The sequence below is a fragment of the Chloracidobacterium validum genome, from assembly GCF_018304825.1.
Classification (GTDB): Bacteria; Acidobacteriota; Blastocatellia; order Chloracidobacteriales; family Chloracidobacteriaceae; genus Chloracidobacterium; species Chloracidobacterium validum.
The window spans coordinates 247,140-263,355 of the sequence record NZ_CP072648.1 but is presented as its reverse complement, the minus strand read 5'-3'; the positions used below and the strand labels follow the sequence as shown (position 1 = coordinate 263,355).

12 protein-coding genes are annotated in these 16,216 nt (G+C 61.2%); 3 read left to right on the top strand and 9 right to left on the bottom strand.

The annotated features are described in order from the left end of the window. Positions 1–2: 2 nt before the first annotated feature. The gene (locus tag J8C06_RS01075) at positions 3–1,673 is read right to left on the bottom strand and encodes a YCF48-related protein (protein WP_211428957.1); all 1,671 of its coding nucleotides are present in this window, start codon (positions 1,671–1,673) and stop codon (positions 3–5) included. A 211-nt stretch (positions 1,674–1,884) separates the two neighbouring features. On the opposite strand from J8C06_RS01075, the gene J8C06_RS01070 reads away from it, so the two are divergent. From J8C06_RS01070 to J8C06_RS01060, 3 genes are all read left to right on the top strand, one after another. Further along, on the top strand, positions 1,885–3,363 hold the full coding sequence (locus J8C06_RS01070) for an NADH-quinone oxidoreductase subunit N (protein WP_211428956.1): 1,479 nt from the start codon (positions 1,885–1,887) through the stop codon (positions 3,361–3,363). A gap of 353 nt (positions 3,364–3,716) precedes the next feature. Continuing rightward, entirely contained in the window at positions 3,717–5,102 is a 1,386-nt protein-coding gene (hslU, locus tag J8C06_RS01065) for an ATP-dependent protease ATPase subunit HslU (RefSeq protein WP_211429792.1), read from the top strand. Positions 5,103–5,145: 43 nt separating this feature from the next. Further along, positions 5,146–6,228 (top strand): fibronectin type III domain-containing protein, encoded by a 1,083-nt coding sequence (locus J8C06_RS01060; protein WP_211428955.1) that lies wholly within the window; start codon positions 5,146–5,148, stop codon positions 6,226–6,228. Here J8C06_RS01060 and J8C06_RS01055 read toward each other — a convergent pair. From J8C06_RS01055 to gatA, 8 genes are all read right to left on the bottom strand, one after another. Beyond that, positions 6,196–7,569, bottom strand: coding sequence for a S8 family serine peptidase (locus tag J8C06_RS01055; RefSeq protein ID WP_246602053.1), 1,374 nt, complete (start codon positions 7,567–7,569; stop codon positions 6,196–6,198). The genes J8C06_RS01060 and J8C06_RS01055 overlap by 33 nt on opposite strands. Positions 7,570–7,692: 123 nt before the next feature. Then, positions 7,693–8,175, bottom strand: coding sequence for a DciA family protein (locus J8C06_RS01050; protein ID WP_211428954.1), 483 nt, complete (start codon positions 8,173–8,175; stop codon positions 7,693–7,695). Positions 8,176–8,258: 83 nt separating this feature from the next. Beyond that, the gene (locus tag J8C06_RS01045; protein WP_211428953.1) at positions 8,259–9,554 is read right to left on the bottom strand and encodes an ammonium transporter; all 1,296 of its coding nucleotides are present in this window, start codon (positions 9,552–9,554) and stop codon (positions 8,259–8,261) included. Further along, entirely contained in the window at positions 9,551–9,973 is a 423-nt protein-coding gene (locus J8C06_RS01040; RefSeq protein WP_211428952.1) for a P-II family nitrogen regulator, read from the bottom strand. The genes J8C06_RS01045 and J8C06_RS01040 overlap by 4 nt, the downstream gene beginning before the upstream one ends. Continuing rightward, positions 9,970–10,320 carry a hypothetical protein gene (locus J8C06_RS01035; RefSeq protein WP_211428951.1) on the bottom strand — a complete coding sequence of 117 codons (351 nt, stop codon included), beginning with the start codon at positions 10,318–10,320 and terminating at the stop codon, positions 9,970–9,972. Before J8C06_RS01035 ends, J8C06_RS01040 begins: the two co-directional genes overlap by 4 nt. Next, complete coding sequence (locus tag J8C06_RS01030) at positions 10,317–13,352, bottom strand: DUF6079 family protein (protein WP_211428950.1); 3,036 nt, start codon at positions 13,350–13,352, stop codon at positions 10,317–10,319. Before J8C06_RS01030 ends, J8C06_RS01035 begins: the two co-directional genes overlap by 4 nt. Before the next feature lie 289 nt (positions 13,353–13,641). Then, positions 13,642–14,613, bottom strand: coding sequence for a HEAT repeat domain-containing protein (locus J8C06_RS01025; RefSeq protein WP_211428949.1), 972 nt, complete (start codon positions 14,611–14,613; stop codon positions 13,642–13,644). Positions 14,614–14,748: 135 nt separating this feature from the next. Further along, a complete protein-coding gene (gene gatA / locus J8C06_RS01020; protein ID WP_246602052.1) occupies positions 14,749–16,200 on the bottom strand; it encodes an Asp-tRNA(Asn)/Glu-tRNA(Gln) amidotransferase subunit GatA in 1,452 nt (483 codons plus the stop codon). Positions 16,201–16,216: the final 16 nt, after the last annotated feature.

The window sequence follows — 16,216 nt, the reverse complement described above, 5'->3', positions numbered from 1 at the left end:
ATTCACGGCCGGTAACGCAGTACGGTTCCACCCTGCCCAACGGCCCAGCCGGTTTGGTCATCAAGGAAAAACGCGCCATAAATTTGCGTGCCGGCCAGGGTTTTTTCTTCGCGCCAAGTGCGGCCGCCATCGCGCGTCACCCAGATGCCAACTTCGTAGGGTGGCGCCGACCCCTCGCGGGTCAGGAGCGCCCCCATCGTCCAGCCGGTGCGCTCGTCCAGAAAGTGCGTGACGTGAAAGCCGGGCACGGCCGTGCGGCGCTCACTCCACGTCGCGCCGCCATCGTTGGTGAAGTGTAACGTTACAAAGCGGGCATCGCCTCGGTACAGTTCTGAAACAACAAAGCCCCGCCGGGCGCCGATGAACCGCATCGAAGTAATGTCGGCGCTGGTGGCGGCAAATGGAATGGGACAGCGTGTCCAGGTCGTGCCACCGTCGGAGGTGAAAAATACGCCGCCGGGGCGGGTGACACCACGCCCGAGAAAGTTACCGGCAACCCAGCCCCGGCGTTCGTCGAGAAACTGCACTTGGGTAAAGGTCAAGACGGCGTCGGGTAGCCCTTCCGGGCGCTCGATGGCCCGCGCTATTCCCTCACAGGGCGTCCAGGTTGCGCCGCCATCCGTCGTGCGGAAAACGGAACTGTAGTTCCCAACGGCAAATCCAACCTGTTTATTGACGAACCACAGCGCGCGGACATCCAGTTCAGCCAGCGGACGCCAAACCCGGCCACCGTCATTGGTATGCAGAATCGCCGGCTCGATCCCTGCCACCCGTGGGTCAAGGCCATACGTGCCGCCAACTGCTGCCCAACCCGTGTCGGCATCCAGAAAAAACAAGCCGGTGACGTTGGCGGTGGTTCCGGTGACTTGTTCAATCCAGCGTTGGCCGCTGTCTTCCGTGTGCAAGATGACACCACGCCGACCACCAACCCAACCAATTTGTGGATTCACAAAATGAGCGCAGTGCAAATCGGCGCGGGTTGGCGTGCTCAAACGGGTCCAGGGCGAAGGATCAGTGCGAAACTCCATCCCGGCTGGCGCGGCAGGGGCCGTCAAATCGCCAAACAGCAGGGCTGGGCGTTCGGCCCGCCAGGGTAGTTGGCGTCCTGGCGCGGCTGGCGGCGCGGCGTCGGCGGGGCTGACGACCTGGCCAGTGGGTGAATCCGGCCCCGGCAGGGTGGTGGCGGGCGGCAGTGGCGCAGGCTGGCCTTTTGGCTTGATGACCATCACCGGGGGCGGCAGCGTCGGACTGGAGGGCGTGGACCCGGCCGCAGCGACATTGGTTGACTTGGACGCCGTGGCTTTGGGCGACGTTTCCGGCGCGCGCGTCACAGGCGCGTCTGGCGGCCCGTCATACATCGTGATGAAGGCATCACGGACGCCAATGGCCCGGGCATAGCGTTGCGCTTCAGCCGCTGTCGTGAAGCGTCCAACCCGAATGCGGTAATACGTCCCCTGGGGCAGCTCAACCTTGACGTAATACGCGGTGACACCGCGCCCGCGATAGCCGGCAACGGTTTCGCGGGCAACGGTTTCATCGTTGACGGATGCCACTTGAACCGTATGCGCGCGGCCCTGACCATAACCACCGCCGGCCGTCAGCCAGAGAAGGCATAAGCCAAGCAGGGCGCGCCCCAGTGTCATACCAACCTTCACGCCAATCTTTGCGGTCATGACTTTGGCCGAAACCGAAGAGCTAACCAAAAGAAGCCTTGCAATCACCACCGGCGCAACGTTTCCCGGTCAAGACTTAGGAAAAGGTGATTGCAAGGTCACTGCCTGTAACGAAACATACAAAGCATGACGGCTTGTGGCTTGCCGTTCTCAACGTGGGTGATTATGGTGAGACCGCGCATAAGCCCATTTCTTTTCCGATGTACCGACGATGCCCGTCAACCCAGACATCAACTATACCGCAGTTTTTCCCGAAATCTGTTTAGCTGTTACCGGACTGGCCGTCATGCTCTATGACGCCTTTGCCAAGGAGAGCCGTCACTGGGCTGGATGGCTGGTGCTAGGCGGTATTCTGGCGGCGGCCTATGGCGTATGGGGCTGGACTGGTCTATCGCCCGGAGCCAGCTTCAACGGCATGCTCGTCACCGACGCCATGCGCACGGCCTTTGCCTTTGTGTTTCTTTTCGTCGCCGCGCTCTCGGTTTTTCTGGCCATGCCCACCTTTGGCGGTAAAGCTACCGGCGGCGGCGAGTATTTTGCACTGCTGACGTTTGGCGTGGTTGGCATGCTGCTCATCGGCGGCGCTGGCGACCTTGCCCTGTTGTTTTTGGGCATTGAAATTCTCTCGATTGCCTCATACGCCATGGCGGGTTTTCGACGCCATGACCTCCGCTCGAATGAGGCGGCGATCAAGTATTTCCTCCTTGGGTCGTTCTCAACCGGTTTCCTTCTCTATGGGATGGCTCTGGTTTATGGCGCGACGCGGACGACAAATCTGACCACCATGCAGCTCGTGGTTCAAAACGGAACGCTTGTCTCGCAACCCCTTCTGTTGACCGGAGCCGCGTTGATGCTCGTCGGGCTGTGCTTCAAGGCGGCGGCGGCGCCGTTTCACCTCTGGGCCCCGGATGTGTACCAAGGCGCGCCGACGCCGGTGACGGCTTTCATGGCAGCGGGGCCGAAAGCCGCGGCTTTCGTGGCGATGCTGCGCGTGTTTGTGGGCATGTTCCCAGCCGAAGCCGGTTCAATTCACCAAACTTGGACGCTCATTCTGGTGACGGTCGCCGTACTGTCCATGGTGATCGGGAATGCCGTTGCGATCGTCCAGGATGACATCAAGCGGATGCTCGCCTATTCCTCGATTGCGCACGCCGGGTATGCCCTGATGGGCGTCATCATCAGCGACTGGCGAGCCACGCTGTTTTATCTGGCGAGCTATGCCGTGATGACGCTCGGCGCATTTACCGTCGTGGCCTACATGGCGCGGGACGATGACGACCGAACCCTGATCAGCGACTACGCCGGGCTTGGCAGCCAGGCACCGGGGGCAGCCGTGGCCATGGTGGTCTTCCTGCTCGGCTTGGGCGGATTGCCGTTGACGGCCGGCTTCATGGGCAAATTTGTGCTCTTTCGGGAGGTCTGGCAGGCGGGCTATGCGTGGCTGGTGGTCGTGGCCGTCCTCAACAGCGCGGCCTCGCTTTACTACTACCTGCGTCCGGTGGTGACGATGTTTTTCCAGGAACGCCTGTCATCCGAGGACGAACTGCCGGAATTACCCTGGGCGCTGACCACGGCGCTGTCGGTGACCCTTGCCGCTGCGCTCTACATCGGCGTCTTTCCAGAACCCATCCTCGCCGGACTCAAGCCCAAACCAGCGCCAACCATCCGGCCGCCAACGCCAAATCAGTGATCCGTCGCAATCCGTATTCCGTGGGCAGTTTGTCCCGTGCCCCAGGGGACAACCCCCGCGCTGGATGCCCACACGTTTTGCCGAACACCGCGTTTTGTCCGGTGGCACAGGAAACAACCCACCATGACAGGCGCGTGAAGCGTTGCCTTTGGCATCAGCGATGGCGGCAAGGGCGGCCATTCAGGCAAAGCGGAATGTCACCCGCGCTGGCTCGTGCCGCCGCCTGCCGTTCGTCCGTTGACAAGCCATCGCAATCGGATTATGTGCACGTTGGGTGGCTTGTCCACCCACGCGGCCGCCAATCCGGCGGAAACGTCATACCTTCACTCCGAGGCATCCCCGCCATCACTTCCATGGTCATTTATCTTCCCGGCACCGTCGAAGACACGCCGCACCTTGACGACCTCACACCACGTCAAATCGTCCAAGAACTGGACAAGCACGTTGTTGGCCAAGCCGCTGCAAAGCGCGCCGTGGCCATTGCCCTTCGTAATCGCGTCCGTCGGCAGAAGCTACCGGCAGACTTGGCGCAAGACGTGATTCCCAAAAACATCATCATGATTGGCTCGACCGGGGTCGGCAAAACGGAGATTGCCCGCCGCCTGGCGCGCCTGGCCAACTCGCCCTTCCTCAAGGTCGAAGCCTCGAAGTTCACAGAAGTGGGTTACGTCGGGCGGGATGTGGAGTCTATGATCCGCGACCTCGTGGACATTGCCATTGATCTCGTCCGGGAAGAAAAAATTGCCGAAGTGGAGGAAAAGGCCCGTCAAAACGCCGAGGAGCGGCTGCTTGACCTGCTCCTTCCGGCACGGCGCGAAGGCGAAACCGTCTCGCCGGAAGACGAAGCGGCTTTTCAACGCACACGGGAAAAGCTCCGCCAGCAGTTGCGCGAAGGCAAGCTTGACAACCGCATTGTTGAAATCGAAGTCAAGGAACGCGGCTTCCCTTCCGGCATCGAAATCATCACGCCCCAAGGCATCGAGGAAATGGACATCAACCTCCGCGACATGCTGCCTGGGATGTTTCCCGGCGCGCGGACAAAACTCCGCAAGATGTCGGTCAGCGAAGCCATTGAGTATCTCGTCCAAGAGGAAGAACAAAAACTCGTGGATATGGACCAGGTTGCCCGACTCGCTGTCGAGCGCGTCGAAGAATCCGGCATTGTTTTCCTCGACGAAATTGACAAAATCGCCGGACGCGAAAACAGCAGCGGGCCGGATGTCTCACGTGAAGGTGTCCAGCGCGACATCCTCCCGATCATCGAGGGCACGACGGTCAACACCCGCTACGGCATGGTGCGCACCGACCACATCCTGTTCATTGCGGCTGGGGCGTTTCATGTTTCCAAGCCATCCGATCTCATCCCGGAACTCCAGGGACGGTTTCCCATTCGCGTCAACCTCGACCCGCTTACCAAGGAAGACTTCAAGCGCATTCTGACCGAGCCGCGCAACTCGCTCATTCGGCAGTATGTGGCGCTCCTTGAAACCGAGGGACTGACGCTGGAGATCACCGAAGACGCCATCGAGGCCGTGGCCGATTTTGCCTTCACCGTCAACCAGAACACCGAGAACATCGGCGCCCGCCGGCTGCATACGGTCATGGAGAAAGTCCTCGACGAAGTATCGTTTGCCGCGCCCGACATGGAGCTGAAGCACTTTCGGGTGGACGCGGAATATGTCCGTCAGGTGCTGGCCGACATCGTCCAGAATGAAGACCTCAGCAAGTACATCCTCTAGCCGGGGCAGCTTCTCACGTCAGCGGCGGCGACAGCAGCCAGATTTGCCGAACCTGGCCCATCCCTGGCGCTGGCTGGGGGTGATGGTGGGGGTTCTGTTCGTGGCGGCAAGTGGGCTTGGTTGCGCCAAAGTCGGGCCGCCCGTCCCGCCGCCACGCTTCACCCTGAGCGCGGCCGATGACCTCACGGTTACGCAGTACGGCGACCAGCTCATCGTGCGCTTCACGACCACCAACCAGACCGCATCCAAGCGGGCAGCGCGGGCCGATGTCCTGCGCCGCGTCGAACCACGCGACGCCCCGCTGGCGTTGCCCGAAGATACATTCCTGCGCGAAGCGCGGCTCATCGGCTCGCTGACCGGCGCCGAACTGGCAACGCCCACCACGCCAGCCTATGCCGACCGGTTTGACCCGGCGGACGCAAGCTGGAACGACAAGCGCATCCGCTACGCCGTCCGCTTGGTGGATGACCGCGGCCGGCCGTCACCACTGTCGAGCTATGCGGTCGCCTATCCGGCCGCGGCTGTGGCGCAAGCTCCCGGCGACGTACGGGCGGACGTGACCCAGGCAGCGATTCAGCTCAGATGGCAGCCGCCGGAAAAAAATCTTGACGCTTCGCCGGCGACGGAAGTCCGGTTCAACGTCTATCGGCGCGTTGTCGGCAGCTCGGTGGAAACACGGCGCAATGACGCCCCCCTCGCCACGCCACAGTTTGCCGACACGGATTTCGTGTTCGAGACGGAATACGTGTACACCATTCGGGCCGTGAGCCTGGTGCGCGGGGAGCCCATTGAAAGCCAACCATCGCCGGCGCTCCAGGTGCGTCCGGTGGATACCTTCCCGCCAGCCGCCCCAAGCAACCTGACCGGGGCTTCAGCCGCCGGGCTGGTCAACCTGTTTTTCCCTGCCAACCCGGAACGCGACCTGCGGGGCTATGTCATCTACCGCAGCGAACGGGGCGCGGATGAAAGCCTGGTCAAGCTGACCCCAACGCCCATCCAGCGCACGACGTTTCAGGACCAAACCGGCGTCAGCGGCAAGACCTACCGCTACTTCGTCACGGCAGTGGATGTGTTCGGGAATGAAAGCGAGCGGTCATTGCCCGTTGAGGTTGAGGTCATTCCCTGACGGGAATACGTCGCCGCCGTTGAGGGCGGCCGCCACTGCCTGGCGCGCATTGACCACACCCCAACCTTGTCGGTCAGGCTCGATGTTGGGCAGTCGGCGCGCGGTGCGAATGAGAATGCGCTTGATCTGCTGTGGCGTCAGCCGCGGGTTGACTTCCAGCATCTGGGCCACGATGGACGAGACGATGGGCGCGGCAAAGGAAGTGCCGTCCACGTGTTTGTAGTGTCCCGAAATCACGTTCTCATTCCGCATTTTGCCTTCGACGAGCAAGCGGAGTTGATACGGCTCAAGGTGGGATGCGGTATCCAGCTCTGGGTCAATGCCCGGCTGCTGGGCCAGCACAGACTTGAGTTCGCTATCCGGCACACGGGTAAGCTGTTCGTACAGCGCGGCCTGCTGTGCCGTCGGGGTTCCGGGCAGGATCGGAGCGGCAATCCAGATGCTCGGCGCAATGATCTCCGGCTTCTGAAGGCCGTCCATCGTCACGCCATAGCTAGAGTGGTACACATCGTGTTCGTTTGGGTCGAGCGTGTTTTTGTCGTCAAAGCCACCGACGGCAATGACCGATGGCGCGCTCGCCGGTGGCAGAACCGGGTGAGCTGCCTGATGTCCGGCGTTCCCACTGGCCGCGATGACCACCACCCCGGCCTTGACCAGACGCTCGGCCGATTGCGAGAGGGCATCCGTGAGGTAGGAAGCTTCGTAGTCGCCGCCGCAGGAAATGTTGACAACCCGGATGCCAAATCGCCTGTGGTGCCGATACACCCAATCCAATCCGCGCCGAATGTCATCGTGGTAAATCCGGCGCGTCGTGCCGACCTTGATCAACACCAGCCTGGCGCTCGAAGCAATCCCACGGTATAGCCCCTTGGACTGAAAGCCGTTGCCGGCCGCAACGACCGAAGTCATCAAACCGTGCCAGCTCGAATCATCTGGGGCTTCCAACTCGGCCGGGTCGGTTCGGCGCGTCAGGACATTGTGGTAGTGCAGAATCCGGTTAACCGGCTGAGTGATGTCTGGGTGGGGATAAAAACCGGAATCCAAGAACGCGATGGTGATGCCCCGCCCCGTGTAGCGTGGACTCGCCCCAAGCCGTAAAGGGGTCGGTAAAATCTTGAACTTCGGTGGGGGCGTGCTGCTTGGCGAGGGAAGATACAAGCCAACCCGCGAACGGGCGTGGGTGAACCGGTCGAGGCAGTCCCGACACACAGCGTCCCGTTCATCCCAGTGCGGCAGGTTGAGATGCAGCAGATCGCGGGACAAACGCGACATTCCCGAAGCAGAGATACGCAGATCGTCGTCAAGCGCGTAGTGACAAACAGCGCAAACGAACATAGCCATGCTGATGCCTTGCCGCTGACGGTGGAATATGCGCGAAAAGCCAGGCGGCGAAAGACTCACTCAAGCGTTGTGCCGCCAATCTACTGCGTGAGCCTCGGGCGCGCACCTGCTTCTTCCGCCGTTCTACGTCTTCCGCGGTTCAGGGTGGCGACTGGCGGACTCCATTTGGCGGTCACGGGCCAGACAAGCCGCCGCCAAGCGCAGGAACTGAGCGCGCATGGACTCATCCGTAATCACGCTGGCGCTGGAGACAAGGTCTTCTGGCAGCACGGCAACCGGCAGCGGTGGAGATGGTGGCTTGTACCGGGCTAGGGCGACAAACTTTTCATCCACGGTGAGGTGAATGCGAGTCACCAGCGTTTGACGCAGGATGTGGTTGAGCTGGAAGAGAATTTGCGGCGCAATTGCTTCGAGTTGGCGTTTCCACCGGGCGTCATGGGTCGCCACGGTGAGCGTCCGCCCGGTGAGGCTCACCACCCGGCTCGCCTTGAGCGTGGCATCCCCGACGGCAAGCGCCCAGGCCGCGCCACAGGCCGCGGCCAGCACATCGTCTTGCCCGTCGGCGAACTTGACTACGTCAGGAATGAGTCGGGCGATACTTTCCACAGTTGCACCAAAGTCAATCAACAAAACGAGTCAACGTGCCTGGGTGAACGGCAACATCAGGCACAACGTTTCACCGGAGACGGCTACATCACGGCTGGGTCAAGTCCATCGGATGGCGCGCCTAGTCCGAATACATCGTCGCCGGTTGTCTCATGGTAGGCCGTTTCGCCATGGGCATGTCGGTCAATACCTTCCATCTCATGGGCGAGTGACAAACGCAATGGCAGAATGAGTCCCACCAGCTTCAACAACATGAACGTCGCCACCAGGGTGTAGCCAAGCGTCGCCACCACGGCAATCAACTGCGTGAGCAGGAGTTTTGGGTTGCCCGCCAGCAAGCCGTCAGCCCCGCCCGCGTTGAGCGACTGCTGGGCAAAGATGCCGGTCAGCAGCGCCCCACAGATGCCGCCAACACCATGGCAGGCAAAGACATCGAGGGTATCATCCAGGGCGAGGCGGGACCGCCACTGGATGGCTGCGTAGCAGATGGCGGCGGTGAGTCCGCCAATGGCAAGCGCGGCCAGCGGCGACACGAAGCCGGCGGCGGGTGTGATGCCCACCAACCCAACAACGGCTGCCGTCGCTGCTCCAACGGCGGTGGCCTTGCCGGTACGGATCGTCTCAAGGCCTAGCCACACCAAAACCGCGGCGGCGGCGCTCAGGTGCGTCGTCACCAACGCCAGACTGGCCAGCCCCCCGGCCGTGAGCGCCGAGCCGGCGTTGAATCCAAACCACCCAAACCACAGCAGCCCCGCCCCAAGCAGCACGAATGGGACGTTGTGCGGACGCAGGGGCGACCGCGTGACATCCGCGCGCGCGCCGACCAGGGCCGCTGCAACCAGCGCTGCGCTTCCGGCGGTAATATGCACCACTGTCCCACCAGCAAAATCCAGCGCCCCAGATGCACGAATCCATCCACCGAGGCCCCACACCCAGTGGGCGACCGGGGCATAGACCCCAACGCACCACAGCGCAACGAAGAGCAAATAGGCCCGAAAGTCCATGCGTCCCACGACCGCGCCGGCAATCAGGGCCGGGGTAATCACAGCGAACATCCCCTGAAAAGCCGCGAAGGCCAGATGCGGTACGGTAGCCGCATAGTCGGACTGCGGGGCATCCCCCACGGTCTGAAAGCCAGCCCACGTCAACCCACCCACCAGCGCGCCGCCCGGCGCAAAGGCCAACGAATAGCCAACCAGCACCCACATGACTGCCGCCACGCAGAGCGCGCCAAAGGCCATCATCAGGGTGTTGAGAACGTGCCGGCGGTTGACGAGTCCGCCATAAAAAAACGCCAGACCAGGCGTCATCAAAAAAACCAAGGCGGCTGAAACCAGGAGCCACGCCGTGTCGCCAGCCGAAATACCCGTTTCGTTCATGGTGTCTTCCCAAGCTTGCCGGTCGTTTTGCCGGGCGTTTCTTGCAAAGCTCGCGCTTGAACTTCATCTGCCGTGAGCGGCGTCAGCGCCGCTTCATTTTCCTCGCCGGTACGGATACGAATCACGCGCTCCAGGGGCTGGACAAAGATTTTCCCGTCGCCAACCGATCCGGTTCTGGCCGCGGACAGAATCGCGTTGATAGCCGGCTCAACGAATGGTTCAGATACCGCCATTCGTAACTCAACCTTTTCCGTAAACTCAACCACGATGCGTTGACCGCGGACGTGTTCGACAATCTCTGGTTCTCCGCCGTGGCCGCGAATCCCACTCACCGACAGACCGGTTACGCCGACCCGGAAAAGGGCCGATTTGACATCCGCCAGCCGCTCTGGGCGAATGATTGCTGTAATCAGCTTCATACCGTTGGCTCTCCATCATCTACCAGCTTCGGCAGGGGTTCCGCCGCAACGGTCTCCCAAGTCGCCCGCTGAGCTGGGTACACTTCTTCGGCCAGGTGACGAGCATAGGCCTCGAACTCATCAAAGGTGCCCTGTTCCGCCACGACGTACACATCATCCCCGACGACTTCAAACAGATAGCTCTCGCCGCACGCGGCAATGTAGCGATACTCCACCCGGTCGTCATCAGTCTGAGTAAGATAGCGGGAGTTGAAAATCATACCGAGCTTGCCGAGATAGGTGCGTTCCGTTTTGACCATGGTGAGCCGTCCACCAAGCGCAACGCCGAGGGTGACCGGGGGCGTCACTCGGTGAGCACTTCATTCAGAACTCGAATCGTCTCGTCGTCGAGCAGTGGCATCTCATCGTTCCCAACAAGAGCCGCAATCTTGTGAATCGTCTCCGGCGAAACTTGCTGCCGCCGCCGCTTGAGGCGCTCACGGATGTCATCCCGTAGTCCTCGAAGAATATCACGGTGAATGTCGAGGCCGCGGCGCACCAGGCCGAGCGCCCGCTCTTCGGCAGCTTTCAGCCGGCCGGCTTCCTCTGGGGCGAAACCGCAGCGGCATTTGGGCTGCGTCAGGAGAATTTCCTCAACCGGCTCGGTGCAGACCATTTGGTAGAGGTTGGAAATTTCATTGATCGCATCCACCAGAAAGTCCTGCCGACTCATGCTCAACTGGGTGAGCATTTCCATGTTGCGCCACTCTGGGCTTGAAACCAGGCGCGTGCACAGTGGCTCGATGACATTGGATTGCGTCGCGCCGGCGTGAAGCAAGGTGTAATACTCGGCATAAACCGGCTGAAAAGCCCCGAAGGCCAAGTCCACCTGCTTGCGATGGTTTGGGTAAAACAACTGCCAAGCCGGCGCTCCCCGCAGTTTGAAAGTTGAACGAATCCGTTCGGCAACAGGGTTATTGGTTGGGAAGCTTTCATTGAGGTAGCGGAGCTTGGCTTCGCTACTGGCCTGCGCCTGACGGTAACTATAGACCGCCTCCAGCCTGGCGCGGTCGCGCCACAGCGCATCGAGGTCGCTGTCAAACAGGAACATGACCTCTTCCATCTCTTCCGCAATGGACTTTCGCAGCAAGGCGTGGCGCACATGGGACGCAACCCGGTCAAACCGCCGGATGGTTTCGATTGCCTCCCAAATCTCGGTCTCTTGCTCAGGCGCTTGTGACAGGGCTTCGACAGCTTTTGAAAGATCGCGCTGCCGCCAGGCTTGATAATAAGCGCCCAGTTCTGAAAGCGCCCGGTCCACGTCTTCTGGAATGCACATCTCGACGCGCTGGCGCGTCGGCGCCACGAGGTGGCCGATCCACAGGGCCGCATCGAGCGATAGCGCCTCCGGTACGCCTTCCGGCGAAATGGGTGACGTGAGTGGGAGCAGCCACTCCCACATTTGCCACGGTGCCGGCATGGTTGGTGGTGGAACATCACTGACCGTGCCGCTTCGGAAGACAAAACGGCCTTCGGATAGATACTTGCGACGGAACAGCGCGACACCCGCTTGGCGGGTGGCATCAGAGACTTGTTGCGCAATGTCGTCGGTCGGAACACCGCCGCCAAGCAGCGTTGGATCAGACAGGCAAACCAGCCGCTTGAGTGTCCAGACGTCATCATTATCGAGCGCGCCGGGCAGCCAATGCACCCCAGGTTCATCGGCGCGTAAGTTGTCGAGGTCAAAGTCGGCCTGCCCAACCCGCCGCGGAAAGTGAACGCGCATCTGGTAGTCGCTGCCGCGGTGGGCTTGCGCCGGCTCCCACACAACCCCTAGCGCATCCTGCCGGATGATATGCCAGAGGTGGGCGCAGCGAATACTCCAGAGCTTGTCGCCTCCATCACCCAGTCCAAATGGGAAGTCATCGAAGAGCTGGCCGCCGGAGGCCAGCAAAGCCAGGTTAATCCGGGGATCGTTGTCAGTTATCGTGCTGGCTTGAGCATCAACGAGATTGTCGAGCGCCTCGCCAGGCTGCAACGCGAAACGATATTCGCGCTCATTCGGGTCATCGCCGATGGTAATGACCGACTTGGTCAACGCCTTGATTTGTTGAAGCAGCGCGGCCGATAGTTTGTAGGTGGGTTTCTGACCATAGAGGTCATAAAAGAGAATCCCGTTGGTCAGGTCGCGGACCGTCGCTGGAATGCCGGCGAGCGAGTGCATCAATACTGCTTTGAGCAGCATGCGTGTGTGCAGGCGCTGCCCTTGACTGATGCGTGGAATGACAGCCGCTATCGCCTGGTCGTAGTTTTCAAAAGCATAGGCGAGCGGAGGCGCAGCGCGCAGCAACGGCTCAAGCGCATCGAACATTTCGTCCACCGTGAAGAGGCTTTCCGCCGGGCGGTTCCGAATGCGTTCAGCAGCTTTGAGTGCAAAGGCCGGAAAAGAAAAGCCGCTCAGGTAGCGCCGCAATCGCGCGCCAATATCCCAGGCCATTGGGTGGAGCGGATACAGGTTGATGAGCCGTGGTTCATCGAGCTGAAGCTCAGGCAACTTTGCCTGAAGCTGCTCGCGAACCTGCGTCACGGCATGCCGCTGCCGGGCGTTTTTGGTCAGCAGGTGTGCGCCAATGAGGGCTGGAATGGCGTTTTCGCCAAGGTATTGAATCTGATAGTGCTTCAGAAGTTCGGCAATCTGGTCGGCCGACAGCCGACGCCCCTTGACACTATCAAGCAAAATGTCAGTCGCTGAAACATAAACACTCAACGGTAATTGACACGAAAGCTGGCTCAACAGCACGAGTGTTTCCACCACCAGCCCGGCCGTTCGGGGCGTCCTGGACTGCAATATGTCATCAAGCCCGTCAATGAGTATGACAATGCCATCGCTTTGGGGAATGGAGCGGCAAGCCGACAACAGGTCATCCGCCGAGGGGGTGGCCTTCGCCGAAGATGACAGGTCCGACTTCAAGGCGTAGTTGATGAAACGCCCCAGGTAATCAAGTGGCGCGAGGGATGGATCAGACACGTTGACTTGGTCACCATACAGGCTCACAACCTGCCACCGCCGCGGCCCAAGCTGGGCATGAATGTCTTGCAGCCGCCGCGAACCTTGCCCAAACGGTTTGCCAGCCGCCTGGGCTAGCGCGCACACCAGTCGCAGGAGGTACGACTTTCCACTCCCAGGCGGCCCGACCAACAGCGAAGCGCGGTGACCGTCTGGCGTTGGCTCGACCAGGCGCTCACTCAAGCGTTGGAGAATATCCCCAAACTCATAGGTCAGCAGCGCGCGCTGAAGCAGTTCACGTTCCCAGCCTAGTGCGGCAAAATCCACCGGGGTAAATTCGGCCAGATTCAGACAGTCACGAATTTTTTGCGTTTTGGTTGTTTCCACCGCCATGGTTAGTCACCCGTCCACCGCCGCTCGGCTAAGCACTTACGCAAGGGCTTGGTCACCATTGTGTCGCCAATCAAAGCAGAGAGCAATGCCCGCCTCATAGACCCTGTGTCGCCCATCATGCTCTTAGCACTGGTTGTTTCATCCGTGACCATAACGTGCCCTGCCGATCTGACCTAGGCAAATCTGGCGTAGGCCAAACCCCCGAATCTCCAGTGGAGAATCGGAAAAGCCGCGCCGGTGAGCAACTTGGGGCGCGGCTATACTGTGGCTTGTCCTCAACAAAGCTTGGTCAATCTCTCCGGCGCCGAGGTGTGGACGGCTTTCTATCCCGCTGCCGGGGTGGTTTGGCTGGCTCAACTGCCAAACGGAGGTAGGCGGCGGCGGCCCGATACCGGACAGCTTCCTTTTTATCTTGAAACAAGGGCACGAGGTCGCCCAGCACATCCGTCTGGTCACTCATCGCCAGGGCATGAACGGCCGCGGCGCGTACCGTCCAGTCTTCATCCGTCAGCGCCTCCCGCAGCATGACTACGGTATCGTCATCCTTCACGGGGGGCAACGCGGCAATGGCTTGGGCACGCCCGGAAAGATTGGCGTCCGCCAGCAATCCGGCCAGGGAGGAGAGTCCCATGCCCAAACCCGGCACGGGCGCGAAACCAATACCGTAGCGAAATGCCAGGCGGAAAAATCCGCCGGGCGTCTTCATAGCACGAAACATCGTGCGGCGCTGTGCCGAGAAATAGCTAGACTTGGCCTTACGTTCACCGGTGGCAATGTCGAGCAAAGCGAGTTTTCCTTCCTGGTCGCCCTGCAGATACAGCGCTTTGGCAGCGGCAAAGGCAACTTCGGGGGTCTCGCTGGCGAGCGCCTGCTTGAGCAATGGCAAAGCCCGCGGATCGCGCAACCCGGCCAGTGTTGCGCAGGTGGCGATCTGAACGTACATATCCTTGTCGGCAATGGCCGTTTCGAGCAGCGGGAAGGGATTATTCTCGACCCGCGTGAGGCTCAGGGCCATCGCGGCCTCACTCCGCCGGTCGGGGTTTCTTTCAGTAAGGCCCTGTTCCAGAATCATTCGGGCCGCTTCCAGGTTGGCCTGGCGCTCGTCATTACCTGACGCAAGCACCCGAACGAGCGGCGACGAGACACCCGCCGACGCATGCGCTACCTGGATTGACGGCGCCACCACTGTCGGCGAAAGCCCCACTGCCGCCGTGAGGATGCCAGCCACCAGCCGGTTTCTCAAAAAAAAGGGTATCAGCATGGCAAAGACCTAACCTTCTACGAATCTCTCCCGAACCCACTGGCGTGACGCCCGGCGCGCCAAGGCATCACCGAACGTGCTTGCCGGTGGCGCGGCAGCACGCCCCCCGCTGGACCCGTTCATTGAAAAAACGGGTCACACCGCCGCCTGGGCCAGCGACTGCTCCAGCGCCCGGCCGGCCTGAAACATTCGGCTTTCCTCAAACATCGGCGCAATGACCTGAAGCCCAATCGGCAGCCCGTCACGGGTTTTACCACAGGGCAGGCTCAACCCAGGGACACCGGCCAAGTTGAGCGTGACAGTGTAGATGTCGGAAAGGTACATCTGGAGCGGGTCATCCGTTTTCTCGCCAAGTTTGAAAGCCGGAGTCGGCGATGTGGGCGTCACCAGAACCTCGCACTGCTCAAAGGCTTGCTCGAAGTCCCGGCGCAACAGCGTGCGCACTTTTTGGGCCTTCAGGTAGTAGGCATCATAGTAGCCGGACGACAGGGCATAGGTTCCCAGCAAAATGCGCCGCTTGACCTCCGGCCCAAAACCCTGCTCGCGGCTCAGGGCATACAGGTCGTGGACCGTCGTCGCTTCCGGCGCGCGATAGCCATACCGAACGCCGTCAAAACGCGCCAGATTGGCGCTCGCCTCAGCCGTGGCGATGATGTAGTAATCGGCAATCGCGTAGCTCAAGTGCGGCAGTGAGACTTCGACCAGCGTCGCCCCAAGGTTCTCATAGATTTTCAGGGCTGCCCGCGCCGCGGCGCTGACCTCGGCATCGAGTCCGTCACCAAACGCTTCGCGGACAATTCCAATCCGCCAGCCGCGCAGGTCGGCATCGAGTTCGGCCAGGTAATCCGGGACTGGATGCAGTGAGCTTGTTGCGTCATGGCTGTCGTGACCGGCCATGACGCCAAGCATCCGCGCCGCATCGCGCACCGTGCGCGTCATGGGCCCGATTTGATCGAGCGACGACCCGAAGGCAACCAACCCATAGCGTGATACACGTCCATAGGTCGGCTTGACACCGACGATGCCGCAGAAGCTGGCCGGTTGACGAATCGAACCGCCGGTGTCGCTGCCGGTTGCCGCCAAACACATCCCGGCCGCAACCGCGGCCGCACTGCCGCCGCTCGAACCACCCGGAACGCGCGTCGGGTCAAGTGGATGGCGCACCGGGCCAAACGCCGAGTTTTCGTTTGATGACCCCATGGCGAATTCGTCGAGGTTTGCCTTGCCCACGATGACGGCCCCAGCGGCCGCGAGCCTGGCAACGGCCGTCGCGGTGTAGGTCGCCGTGTAGTTGGCCAGTATCTTTGAAGCGCAGGTCGTGCGCGTCCCAGCCAGGCACTGATTGTCCTTGATGACGACCGGAACGCCATCGAGGGGACGCAGTGGCTCGCCGGCCGCCAGGCGGGCGTCGGTTTCCGCCGCTTGGCGAAGCGCTTGCTCCGGGAGCGTTGACAGCAGGGCGTTGAGTTCTGGATTGCGGCGTTCAATCGTATCCAAGGCGGATTGACAAATTTCCGTCGCGGAACAGTCGCGTGCCTGAAAAGCCACATGCAAGCGGTCAATGTCGAAATCGAGTAGAGTTGCCACGGTTGTGTCGCAAAGG